We start from the raw sequence: 11,655 nt of genomic DNA on the forward strand, positions 1-11,655 counted from the left end.
GCGTCCTAGCTCCGCCCCTTGCTCCCGGGGTCCGTCAGCCCCGCGCGGCGCAGCGCGTCCGCCATCGCGCTGTTCGCCGGCGGCGGGACCTGGCTCTTGCCGCCGCCCCGCTGCGGACGGCCCTGCCGCTGCTGCGGGGGCCTGCCGCCGGAGCCGCGCTCACGGTCACGGCGTCCGCCCTCGCCCCGGCCGCCCTCGCCACGCCCGCCGCCGGACCGCGGCGCCGCCGCGTCGTCGTCGAGCCGGAGCGTCAGCGCGATCCGCTTGCGCGCGATGTCGACCTCCAGCACCTTCACCCTCACCACGTCGCCGGACTTCACCACGTCCCGCGGGTCCTTGACGAAGGTCTTCGACAGCGCCGAGACATGCACGAGCCCGTCCTGGTGAACGCCCACGTCCACGAAGGCGCCGAACGCGGCGACATTCGTCACCACACCCTCTAGGACCATCCCGGACTCCAGGTCGCCGAGCTTCTCGACGCCTTCCTTGAAGGTCGCCGTCCTGAACGCGGGCCGCGGGTCGCGCCCCGGCTTCTCCAGCTCCTTCAGGATGTCCGACACGGTCGGCAGACCGAACGTGTCGTTCACGTAGTCGGCCGGCCGCAGCGACCGCAGCACCGCGGTGTTCCCGATGAGCGTTCCGACCGCGCTCCCCGCCGTCTTCACCATCGCCCGCACCACCGGATACGCCTCGGGGTGCACGCTCGACGCGTCCAGCGGATCGTCGCCGCCCCGGATCCGCAGGAAGCCCGCACACTGCTCGTACGCCTTCGGGCCGAGCCGCGCCACGTCCTTGAGCCCCTTCCGGGACCGGAACGGGCCGTTCGCGTCCCGGTGCGCGACGATGTTCTCCGCCAGCCCCGAGCTGATCCCCGACACCCGCGAAAGCAGCGGCGCGGAAGCGGTGTTGACGTCCACGCCCACACCGTTGACACAGTCCTCGACCACCGCGTCGAGCGAGCGCGACAGTTTCACTTCCGCCAGGTCGTGCTGGTACTGCCCGACCCCGATCGACTTCGGGTCGATCTTCACGAGCTCCGCGAGCGGGTCCTGGAGCCGCCGCGCGATCGACACGGCGCCGCGCAGCGACACGTCCATGTCCGGGAGTTCCTGCGAGGCGAAAGCGGAGGCCGAGTACACGGACGCACCCGCCTCCGAGACCATGACCTTCGTCAGCTTCAGCTCGGGGTGCTTGTCGCACAGCTCACCGGCGAGCCTGTCGGTCTCGCGGGACGCCGTGCCGTTGCCGATGGCGATGAGCTCGACGGCGTGCTCCTCGGCGAGCTGTGCCAGCGTCGCCAGCGACTCGTCCCACTTGTTCCGGGGCACGTGCGGGTGGATGACATCAGTCGCCACCACCTTCCCGGTGGCGTCCACCACAGCGACCTTGACGCCCGTACGGAAACCGGGGTCGAGCCCGAGGGTCGCCCGCGTCCCGGCCGGCGCCGCCAGCAGCAGGTCCCGCAGGTTGGCCGCGAAGACCCGCACCGCCTCGTCCTCCGCGGCGGTCCGCAGCCGCAGCCGCAGGTCGATCCCCAGGTGCACCAGGATCCGGGTCCGCCACGCCCAGCGCACGGTGTCGCCGAGCCACTTGTCGCCGGGCCGGCCCTGCTGGGAGATCCCGAACCGCCGGGCGATCATGCTCTCGTACGTGGAGGGGCCGGGAGCCTCCGACGGCTCCTCGGGCTCCAGCACCAGATCGAGTACGTCCTCCTTCTCGCCCCGCAGCATCGCGAGCACCCGGTGCGAGGGCAGCGCGGTGAAGGGCTCGGCGAAGTCGAAGTAGTCGGCGAACTTGGCGCCGGCCTCCTCCTTGCCCTCCCGTACCTTCGCGGCCAGCCGCCCGCGCGACCACATGCGCTCCCGCACCTCACCGATCAGATCGGCGTCCTCGGAGAAGGTCTCCGTCAGGATCGACCGCGCACCGTCCAGGGCGGCCTGGGCATCGGCCACGCCCTTCGCCGCGTCCACGAACGCGGCGGCGGCCGCGAGCGGCTCCACCGAAGGGTTGGCCAGCAGTCCCCGGGCCAGCGGTTCGAGCCCCGCCTCGCGCGCGATCTGCGCCTTCGTCCGGCGCTTGGGCTTGAACGGCAGGTAGATGTCTTCCAGCCGGGCTTTGGTGTCGGCGGCCCGGATCCGCGCCTCGAGGGCGGCGTCCAGCCTGCCCTGTTCGCGTACGGACTCCAGGACCGCGGTCCGCCGCTCCTCCAGCTCCCGCAGATACCGCAGCCGCTCCTCCAGCGTGCGCAGCTGCGCGTCGTCGAGCATCTCGGTCGCTTCCTTGCGGTAGCGAGCGATGAACGGCACGGTCGAGCCGCCGTCGAGCAACTCGACGGCGGCCCGGACCTGCCGTTCCTTTACGCCGAGCTCCTCGGCGATCCTGCCTTCGATGGACGTGGTCACGATGTTCCCGACTCGCCTTCTCCTGCGGGCTGTGCCTGAGCCTGCATTGTGCAGGGTCGTCGGGTCCCGTGTCGCGCGCGCCCCGGCCGGACGTTCAGGCGCGGCGCGCGCGGCCACCGCTGCGGGACGCGGTGCCCGACGCGCCTCCGAAGAGCTTGGCGACCAGGCGGAAGGGCAGGGTCACCACTGTCGCGACGGCCGAGCCGATCATCCGGAGTCCCTCTGCAATCGCACGCAACACGGTGTACCTCCTGCTGTATCGGTGTCCGACACGCATCTCGGTGTCCGACACAGCTCGGGTGTCCGTCAGTACGCGGCGCAAACGCCCTGCGCGGCGGGCGATGTCACTTGCCGGTGAGATCGGCGGGGAACGCACCCGCTCCCAGCGCCGCCGCCAGGAAGCCGCGGCCGAGCTCGGTGAGCCGCTCGGTGCCCTCGGCACCCAGGTGTGTGTACGGCGCCGCGTCGAGCCGGTCCGTGGCGTCCTCAAGATCGGCGCGCAGCGCCGTGCCCGCCTCGGTCAACTCGCCCTCGCCGTCGAGGAGTCCGCGCTCCCGCAGCCGTCCCGCGGCCGCCTCCCAGTCCGTACGGGTCCAGCCGCGGGTCGTCACGGCCCAGCGCGGTGACATGCCCTTGCCGGTCGCCGTGTGGCTGACCAGCGCCTCCAGCGGGTCGAGCCCAGCGGCGAGCAGCGCCGTCAGATGGCCGTCGCCGCGGTGCTCGCGCAGCAGCGTCGCGGCGTGCCAGTACGCGAGGTGGGGCTGGTCGGGCACGGGCAGATCGGCGTGGGCGGCGTACAGCGGACGGGCGTGCCGGGTGCACGCCTCGGCGGCGCGCAGCGCGAGCCCGGCGGCCTCCGCCATCTCGTCGGAGCCGACGGCCTCCGCTCCGAGCAGCCGGCGCAGCGTGGAGTCCGCGGCGCGCAGCCGTGCGGCGAGCACGGTCTCGGGCGACGCCGTGCGCCACACCTCGGGCACGTGACGGGCGACGAGGTCGTGGTTGAAGTTGTAGAACGTCGCGGTGATCACACCGGCCCCGACCGCGCCCATGGCGGCGCCCCGGCCCGCGAAGTAGGCGGCGCTGCTGTCCTCGATGCCCACCCCCGCCAGCTCCTTCGCGAAGTCGGGGGAGAAGTAGACGGTCGAGTGCAGCGGATTGAGGGCGTTGTGGCAGCGGCGGCCGGCGCGCGCGGGAAGAGAGGTCATGACCGTACGCTACCGACTGGTCAGTACGTCCGAAAGGGCGGGACCCCATGGCGGCAAAGGTGGGGTTCTCGTCATTGCGGACAGCTGCCGGGGCCCGAAGGATGGGCGCATGACGCAGCGATCCGTACTCGCCCTCCTGTTCGACGAGGTCCAGAGCCTCGATGTGACCGGCCCCGTGGAGGTCTTCGCCGGCGCGGCCGTGCAGGCGGGCGACCCCGGGGCGTACCGCATCCGCACCGCCTCGCTCGACGGCGCTCCCGTCCGCACCTCCAGCGGGCTCACGCTCGTCCCCGACACCGCCCTCGCCGACGGGCCCGCGCCCCACACCCTCCTCGTCCCCGGCGGCCGGGGCACCCGCAACCCCGACCCGCGCCTGACCGGCTGGCTGCGTGAGAACGCCCCGCGCGCCGAGCGCCTGGTCTCCGTCTGCACGGGGGCGCTCCTGCTCGCCGGGGCCGGACTGCTCGACGGCCGTCGGGCCACCACGCACTGGGCGCTCAGCGACCACCTGGCCCGCACCTACCCGGCCGTCGAGGTCGACCCGGACCCCATCTACGTACGCGACGGGAACGTGGCGACCTCGGCCGGCGTCACGGCGGGCATCGACCTGGCGCTCGCCCTCGTCGAGGAGGACCTGGGCAGGGACACGGCGCTCGCCGTCGCCCGCCATCTGGTCGTCTTCCTCCGCCGCCCCGGAAACCAGGCCCAGTTCAGCGCCCAGCTCGCCGCCCAGACCGCGCGGCGCACGCCCCTGCGCGAGGTCCAGCAGTGGATCACCGAGCATCCCGAGGACGACCTGTCGGTCCAGGCGCTGGCCGGCCGCGCCCTCCTCTCCCCCCGGCACTTCGCCCGCGCCTTCCACTCCGAGACCGGCACGACACCGGGCCGGTACGTCGAACGCGTACGGCTCGAACACGCGAGGCGGCTCCTCGAGGACTCGGCCGACGGCATCGAGGAGATCTCCCGGGCCTGCGGTTACGGCACGCCCGAGGCGATGCGCCGCGCCTTCGTGAAGACCCTCGGCACGCCGCCGGCCGAGTACCGCCGCCGCTTCCGCGCCCCTGTCCAGCCGCAGCCCGCCCACTGAGAGGAACACCCGTGCAGATCGCCGTTCTGCTCTACGACCGCTTCACCACGCTCGACGCCGTCGGGCCCTACGAACTGCTCGCCCGGCTTCCCGGCGCCGAGACGGTCTTCGTCGCGAAGGAGGCCGGGCCGGTCCGCAACGACCAGGGCAGCCTCGCCCTCGTCGCCGACCGGCCCCTCACCGAGGTGACCGGCCCCGACATCGTCCTCGTCCCCGGCGGCCCGGGCTCCCGGCAGGCCATGCGCGACGAGACGGTCCTCGACTGGCTGCGCACGGCCGACGCCACCAGCACCTGGACCACCTCCGTGTGCACCGGCTCCCTCGTACTCGCCGGCGCCGGACTCCTCACGGGCCGCCGCGCCACCACGCACTGGCTCTCGCTGGAGGACCTGGAGGCTTTCGGCGCCGAACCGACCGGCGAGCGCGTCGTCTTCGACGGGAAGTACGTCACCGCCGCCGGCGTCTCGTCCGGCATCGACATGGCACTCCACCTGCTCGGCCGGATCGGCGGAGACACGGTCGCCCGGAGGCTCCAGCTGCTCGTCGAGTACGACCCCCGGCCGCCGTACGACGCGGGCTCGCCGGAGAAGGCCCCGGCCGAGGCCGTCGCGTACTGGCGCGGTCACCAGGACAGGGCCCCGGCGGCCCGGGGCTGACCGCGGCCCGCGTCAGAGCCCGTACGTGAAGCGCGGGGCCCGGCGCTCCAGGAAGGCGGCGACCCCCTCGGAGGTGTCGCCGCTGCCGCGCGCCTGCTCGGCCCAGTGCGCGTCCCGGCCGAAGCGGCCGTCGGCGAACTCCTTCGCCGCGCCCTGTGTCAGCTGCGAGCGCGACACCAGCACCCGGGTGAACTCGGCCACCCGCCCGGCCAGTTCGCCCTCCGGCAGCACCTCGTCCACCAGACCGGTGCGCAGCGCCCGCCGCGTACCGATCAACTCGCCCGAGAACAGCAGGTACTTGGCGGCAGAAGGGCCCACCAGCGCGACCAGTCGCCGGGTCGACGAGGCGGGATAGACGATCCCGAGCCTCGCGGGCGTGATCCCGAAGGACGCGCCCTCCTCCGCGAACCGCAGATCGCAGGCGGCGGCCAGCTGGCTGCCGCCGCCGACGCAGTACCCGCGCACGGCGGCGAGCGTCGGCTTCGGGAACGCGGCCAGCGCCTCCTCGGCCCGTACGGCGAGCCCCTGCGGCTCCTCACCCGGCTCCCGCAGCGACGAGATGTCCGCCCCCGCGCAGAAGGTGTCCCCCGCCCCGGTCAGTACCAGCGCCCGTACGCCCCGGTCCGCCGCCAGCCGCTCCAGCAGCCCCGGCAGCGCCCGCCACATCCCGGCGGTCATGGCATTGCGCTTGGCGGGGTTGCTGATGACGACGGTGGCGACCCCGTCCGCGACGGCGTGCTCAAGCTGCGGCTCCATGCGCCGGATGCTATCCGGACCGTACGAACCTATGATCAGGAAGGGGCCGAGAGTCGGACGCTGCCACGTGAGGAGTCGTGCATGGCCGGTCCCGTAGGCACACCCGGGAGCAGGAAGCTCCGTCGCGGCTTCGGCTGGCTGACCCTCCTCGGCGCGGTTCTCGTGCTCGGAGGCGTCGTCGGCCTGGTCTACACCGGCGTCGCCACCCTCACCTCGATGGTCCTCTTCGGCTGGCTGCTGCTGGTCGGCGGCCTCGTCGGACTGCTCCAGGCGGTCCAGTCGCGCGGCTCGAACTTCTTCTGGCTCGGTGTGGTGGTCGCCGCGCTGAACCTGGCGGCCGGGATCGTCGTCATCCGCAACCCCGTCGGCACCGCGGAGGCGCTGACGATGTTCGCCGCGCTGCTCTTCCTGACCGGTGGGGTCTTCCGCCTGGTCGGCAGCGTGGTGGTGCGCGGCCCGCAGTTCGGCTGGACGCTCGTGCAGGGCGCCTTCGGTGTGCTGCTCGGCCTTCTCGTGCTCTTCGACTGGCCGCACAGCAGCCTGTACGTCCTGGGCTGCTTCTTCTCGCTCGCGCTGCTCTTCGACGGGCTCGGCCTGATCGCGATCGGCACGGGCGGCCGCCAGATGGTCGATCTGGTCTCGGCGCCGCCGCCGGAAGACCAGGAACAGTCGCACGACTGACGCTGTCACAGGCGAAGCGGTCGGAAGGCGCCGATTACCGCTCACTTCTGTTCAGTGGGCGGGCTCGGACCCACGCGTTCTCAACACTCGGAGCGTGGTGACGAGAGAGGACCCCCCGGCAGAGTACGAAGGAGTCTGGCGCTTCACCGCCCCAGCCTCGGACGCCTCCGTACCGCGGGCCCGGCACGCCGTCCGCGATCTGCTCGAACGGCAGGGCGTACCGGTCCACGACGACTTGGCGCAGGGAGTCCTGCTCATCGTCTCCGAGCTGGTCACCAACGTGGTACGGCACGCGGCGCTGCTCTCTCCCGAGCTGGCCGTCGAAGTGGCGATCGACCGGGGGTGGATCAGGGTCTCCGTGGAGGACAACCACCCCTACCGGCCCAAGGCCCTGGAGCGGAACTACGCGCAGACCGGCGGGCGCGGCCTGCTGCTGGTGCGGGAGATCACCGCGGAGGCCGGCGGAGTGTGCGACGTCGAGCACACCGCGAGCGGCGGAAAGGTCGTCTGGGTCGCCCTGCCGTGGGCAGGGCCGCCCGTCACCAGCCCGCGGCCGGACCCGTCAGCTCCCTGACCGCCGGACGCGCCGCGTCCAGCACGGTCATGAACCACGCCGAGAACGGCGCCTTCGCGTGCTGCTCGGCCAGCTCGCCCGCCGTCACGAAGGCCGTCTCGCCGACCTCCTCCGGGTCGGGCCGCAGCGCGGACTGCACCATCCCGACGAAGAGGTGGTTGTACTCCTGCTCCACCAGGCCCGAGTCCGGGTCCGGGTGGTTGTAGCGGACGGTGCCGGCCTCGGCGAGCAGCGACGGGGAGACACCCAGTTCCTCGTGCGTACGCCGGGCGGCCGCGGCGAACGGCGACTCCCCGGGGTAGGGGTGCCCGCAACAGGTGTTGGACCAGACGCCGGGGGAGTGGTACTTGCCGGACGCGCGGCGCTGGAGCAGCAGCCGCCCGGTCTCGTCGAAGAGGAACACCGAGAAGGCGCGGTGCAGCCGGCCGGGAGCCTGGTGGGCGGAGAGCTTCTCCGCGGTGCCGATGGTGTTGCCGTCCTCGTCGACCAGCTCGAGCAGGATCTCTTCCGCTGTGCCGTCCGACGAGCTGTTCGCCGCGGTGACTGGTGTGCTCGGCATGACCATCCTTCGCTTCGGTTCCCGGCCCACAAGTCTGCCGTACAAAAGCGGCTTGTCCGTACTTCGCAGGACCGGCCGCATGTCCGCTCCCGCCGCCGGGGACGACGGGAGCGGACGACGTGTCAGCTCAGGCCGGCGGCCGGCCGCAGTACGTACCCGGTGTAGCCGTACTCCGTGCCGTGCTCCGCGCGCACGGCGATCTCCTCGCGGGTCGCGGCGAGAGCCCGGTCCATGCCGGGCGTGGCGGGATCCGCCGCGTCGGCGCGCGCGCCGAGCGGGACGTAGTACTCGTCCCAGTCGCTCTCGGGCTGGCCGTACACCCCGAGGACGTCGTAGCCGGCCGCGACGGCCGCGGCCGTGTTCTCCGGCCGCCCGCGCAGCGCGTAGTGCCGGTCCCAGAACGCGCGCACCCCGGCCGACGGCTCCCGCACCGTCCACTCGCACTCGGTGACCACGAGGGCGCCGCCGGGCGCGATCAGGCGCCGCCAGTCACGCAGCGCGGTGTCGAAGCCGATGCTGTAGGCGGAGCTCTCCGCCCAGACGAGGTCGAACGACCCGCCGGGGAAGGGGAGCCGGCCCATGTCGGCCTCGACGGTACGGATCGAGTCGCCGAGCCCGCGCGCTTCGGCGGCGCTCCGCAGCTCGGCGAGGAACGGCCCGTACAGATCGACCGCCGTCACCTCGGCGTCGTGCTCCGCCGCCAGCAGCAGCGAGGCCCGGCCGGGACCGCAGCCCAGGTCGAGCACGCGCGGACGGCGCGGCGGTGGTCCGGCGAGGGAGAACAGGTGGCGGGTGGTGGCGTCGGAGCCGGGGCCCTGGCGGGGAAGCCCGCGGTGCAGGGACATGAAAGCTTCGATCATGGCGTTGTCGGTCAACGTGGGAAACCCTTTGGTGTGAGGGCTCCGGCCGCCGCGTGCGAAAAACGCGAAGAAGCGCGAGGAACGCGAAAAGGGGTCAGCCGAGAGCCCGGGAGCCGAGGATGAACCGGACACTGCTCGCAGCAGCATCGACCGTGGCGGTCATCAACCTCATCTCCCCTCGCCGTGTCCCCGAGACGTGAAGGTCCCGTCGAAGAGCATAACAACCCCGGCCGCTCAGTGGCAGAGCCTCGCCTCGTGGGCCGCGTGACCGCCGGGCTCCAGCTGGAACGTGCAGTGCTCGACGTCGAAGTGGTCGCCCAGGCAGCCCTGGAGTGCGTGCAGCATCTTCTCGTGCCCGACCGAGTCGAGATAGTCCTGGCTGACCACGACGTGTGCGGACAGCACCGGCATTCCCGAGGTGATCGTCCAGGCATGCAGATCGTGCACGTCGTCGACGCCGGGCAGATCGAGTATGTGCTCCCGCACCTCGGCCATGTCCACGTCCTTGGGGGCGGTCTCCAGGAGCACGCTCAGCGTCTCCCGCAGCAGCTTCCAGGTGCGCGGCACGATCATCAGACCGATCACCAGGGACGCGATGGGGTCGGCGGCCTGCCAGCCGGTCGCCATGATGACGCTCGCCGAGATCAGCACGGCGACCGAGCCCAGGGTGTCCGCGAGGACCTCCAGGAAGGCGCCCCGCACGTTGACGCTGTCCTTCTGCCCCTTCATCAGCAGGGACAGCGAGATCATGTTGGCGACGAGGCCGACGAGGGCGAAGACGATCGCCGTACCGCTCCGGGTCTCGGCCGGGGTGATGAAACGGTCGACGGCCTCGAAGAGCAGGAACCCGCCGACGCCGAGCAGCAGCAGACAGTTGGCGAGCGCGGCCAGGATCTCGGCCCTGGCGTAGCCGTAGGTGGCTTTCGCCGTGGCCGGGCGGTTGGCGAAGTGGATCGCCAGGAGCGCCATGGCGAGCCCGAGGGCGTCCGTCGCCATGTGGGCCGCGTCCGCGATCAGCGCCAGCGAGTTGGCGAGCAGCCCGCCGACGATCTCGACCGTCATGACGGTCAGGGTGATGCCGAGCGCGATGCGCAGCCGCCCCTTGTACGCGGCGGCGGCCGTGCCGGTGGGCGGCGGCCCGCCGTGCGTGTGCCCGTGATCGTGCCCAGCCCCCATGAAGGACGCCTCCCCGGTGGTGCGAATGATCTGGCCGAGGTGACAGTGAACTACGGGCGGGGGGTATCCGCAACACGGGACTGAACACCGTTGTCATCTGCTCTGACCTGCGGAAATGACCGCAGGTCAGAGCGTCGGCAAGATCACTTCCGGGCAGCCTCCGGGTGCTGGAGCAACCAGCCCTCCCACGCCGAGACGACCATCTCGCGCACCCCTCGCCGGGCCGCCCAGCCCAGCTCCTTGGTGATCAGTTCGGACGAGGCGACGGCCTTCGCGGCGTCACCCGGGCGGCGCGGCCCGACCACCGGCGCGGTCGCGCGGCCGGTGACCTCGGCCACCAGATCGGCGAGCTCACGCACGGAGACCCCCTCGCCGCGGCCGATGTTGAAGGTCAGGTCCGTCACCTCGTCCCGGGCGGCCAGCGCCCGCGCGACCGACAGGTGGGCGTCGGCGAGGTCGGCGACGTGAATGTAGTCACGGACGCAGGTGCCGTCGGGCGTCGGATAGTCGTCCCCGAAGATCCGCGGGGCCTCGCCGCGCGTGATCCGGTCGAAGAACATCGGGATGATGTTGAACACCCCGGTGTCGGCCAGCTCCGGCTCCGCCGCACCCGCCACGTTGAAGTAGCGCAGGCACGCGGTCGAGACGCCGTGCGCCCGGCCCGCCGCCCGCACGAGCCACTCGCCGGCCAGCTTGGTCTCGCCGTAAGGATTGATCGGCGCGCAGGGGGCGTCCTCGGAGATGAGCTCCGCTTCGGGCACCCCGTACACGGCGGCCGAGGAGGAGAAGAGGAACCGCCGGACCCCCGCCGCGACGACGGCCTCGAGGAGCACCGTCAGCCCGTGCACGTTCTCCCGGTAGTACAGCAGCGGCTGCTCGACCGACTCCCCGACCTGCTTCTTCGCCGCGAGATGCACCACACCGGTGACATCGTGGCCGGCGAGCGTGCGGTCGAGCAGCTCCCGGTCGAGAACGGAGCCGCGTACGAGCGCGATCTCCGGGGGCAGCCGGCGGGGGATGCCGGACGAGACGTCGTCCAGCACCACCACCCGCTCACCCGCCTCCGCCATGGTCCGCGCCACATGTGCGCCGATGTACCCCGTCCCGCCTGTGATCAGCCACGTCATGCCGCCACCCTAGGGGGTGTCCGGTCCTCGGCGGGGGGGCGGTTTGTGGGGCAGGGCATTGATCGACCAAGATGATCGTGGCGGGTTGCCCGCGTTCCGGCCGGTCTTTTCGGGGCGTGAACGGGCCGTGAACTCCTGCTTCCGTACATCCGATAACCTCTGCCGACATGCCTGCCTGCCCGTGCCGGGCCGGAATGACGCATGTCACGCGAGGCCCGCCGGGCCGGCCCTGCCCGCCATGTCAGCTCCAAGGAGTGAGTTCGTCTGCCGACCGCCATCCTCACCGGTCCGCCGGTACCCGGATCGTCGCTCGAGGGCGATCTGCGGTCGCTGGGATTCGACGTACGGCCCGCCGGTGCCGCCGACACCGCCGAGATCGCCCGGATCCTCGACGCGACGCCCGCCGGTGAGCGGGTCGCGCTCGTGGACCCGCGCTTCGTCGGGCACGTCCACTCGCTGCGGCTCGCGCTGACGGACCCGCGCTTCCCGGTCGCGGCGGTCCCCGGCGCGCTCACCGCGCAGCCCGAGGCCCGCGCCGCGCTCGCCGACGCCGTGCGCACCGCGCCGGCCGG

At 72.3% G+C, this 11,655-nt stretch carries 11 protein-coding genes and 2 pseudogenes; 5 read left to right on the top strand and 8 right to left on the bottom strand.

The window, feature by feature from the left end:
- Positions 1-5: 5 nt before the first annotated feature.
- The 3 genes from ABD374_RS28210 to ABD374_RS28220 form a co-directional block, all read right to left on the bottom strand.
- The gene (locus ABD374_RS28210; protein ID WP_344498821.1) at positions 6-2,402 is read right to left on the bottom strand and encodes a Tex family protein; all 2,397 of its coding nucleotides are present in this window, start codon (positions 2,400-2,402) and stop codon (positions 6-8) included.
- Positions 2,403-2,496: 94 nt separating this feature from the next.
- Positions 2,497-2,643 (bottom strand): LPFR motif small protein, encoded by a 147-nt coding sequence (locus ABD374_RS28215; protein WP_344498823.1) that lies wholly within the window; start codon positions 2,641-2,643, stop codon positions 2,497-2,499.
- 103 nt (positions 2,644-2,746) lie between these two features.
- Entirely contained in the window at positions 2,747-3,607 is an 861-nt protein-coding gene (locus ABD374_RS28220; RefSeq protein WP_344498825.1) for an SCO6745 family protein, read from the bottom strand.
- Between the two features lie 109 nt (positions 3,608-3,716).
- Between ABD374_RS28220 and ABD374_RS28225 the strand changes: the two genes are divergently transcribed.
- Together ABD374_RS28225 and ABD374_RS28230 are read left to right on the top strand one after the other, a co-directional pair.
- Complete coding sequence (locus ABD374_RS28225; RefSeq protein WP_344498827.1) at positions 3,717-4,694, top strand: GlxA family transcriptional regulator; 978 nt, start codon at positions 3,717-3,719, stop codon at positions 4,692-4,694.
- 11 nt (positions 4,695-4,705) lie between these two features.
- Positions 4,706-5,350 carry a DJ-1/PfpI family protein gene (locus ABD374_RS28230; RefSeq protein ID WP_344498829.1) on the top strand — a complete coding sequence of 215 codons (645 nt, stop codon included), beginning with the start codon at positions 4,706-4,708 and terminating at the stop codon, positions 5,348-5,350.
- 12 nt (positions 5,351-5,362) lie between these two features.
- On the opposite strand, the gene ABD374_RS28235 is transcribed toward ABD374_RS28230, so the two are convergent.
- Positions 5,363-6,106 carry an enoyl-CoA hydratase/isomerase family protein gene (locus ABD374_RS28235; protein ID WP_344498831.1) on the bottom strand — a complete coding sequence of 248 codons (744 nt, stop codon included), beginning with the start codon at positions 6,104-6,106 and terminating at the stop codon, positions 5,363-5,365.
- An 81-nt stretch (positions 6,107-6,187) separates the two neighbouring features.
- Here ABD374_RS28235 and ABD374_RS28240 point away from each other — a divergent pair, with 81 nt between their 5' ends.
- Together ABD374_RS28240 and ABD374_RS28245 are read left to right on the top strand one after the other, a co-directional pair.
- Positions 6,188-6,787, top strand: coding sequence for an HdeD family acid-resistance protein (locus tag ABD374_RS28240; protein ID WP_344498833.1), 600 nt, complete (start codon positions 6,188-6,190; stop codon positions 6,785-6,787).
- Positions 6,788-6,881: 94 nt separating this feature from the next.
- Complete coding sequence (locus ABD374_RS28245) at positions 6,882-7,361, top strand: ATP-binding protein (protein ID WP_344498835.1); 480 nt, start codon at positions 6,882-6,884, stop codon at positions 7,359-7,361.
- Here the strand turns inward: ABD374_RS28245 and idi are convergent.
- The 4 genes and pseudogenes from idi to galE all read right to left on the bottom strand — a co-directional run bounded on the left by idi (position 7,327) and on the right by galE (position 11,083).
- Positions 7,327-7,920, bottom strand: coding sequence for an isopentenyl-diphosphate Delta-isomerase (gene idi / locus ABD374_RS28250; protein ID WP_344498837.1), 594 nt, complete (start codon positions 7,918-7,920; stop codon positions 7,327-7,329). The two genes, ABD374_RS28245 and idi, sit on opposite strands and share 35 nt — an antisense overlap.
- A gap of 137 nt (positions 7,921-8,057) precedes the next feature.
- Positions 8,058-8,780: pseudogene (locus ABD374_RS28255) on the bottom strand (class I SAM-dependent methyltransferase); the annotation flags it as partial.
- Between the two features lie 234 nt (positions 8,781-9,014).
- A complete protein-coding gene (locus ABD374_RS28260) occupies positions 9,015-9,956 on the bottom strand; it encodes a cation diffusion facilitator family transporter (RefSeq protein WP_344498839.1) in 942 nt (313 codons plus the stop codon).
- Positions 9,957-10,099: 143 nt separating this feature from the next.
- Positions 10,100-11,083 (bottom strand): UDP-glucose 4-epimerase GalE, encoded by a 984-nt coding sequence (gene galE, locus ABD374_RS28265; RefSeq protein ID WP_344498841.1) that lies wholly within the window; start codon positions 11,081-11,083, stop codon positions 10,100-10,102.
- A 264-nt stretch (positions 11,084-11,347) separates the two neighbouring features.
- Between galE and ABD374_RS28270 the strand changes: the two are divergent.
- A pseudogene (locus ABD374_RS28270) lies at positions 11,348-11,655 on the top strand (CDP-alcohol phosphatidyltransferase family protein); the annotation flags it as partial.

The organism is Streptomyces enissocaesilis, assembly GCF_039533765.1.
In the GTDB taxonomy this organism is placed as follows: Bacteria; Actinomycetota; Actinomycetes; order Streptomycetales; family Streptomycetaceae; genus Streptomyces; species Streptomyces enissocaesilis.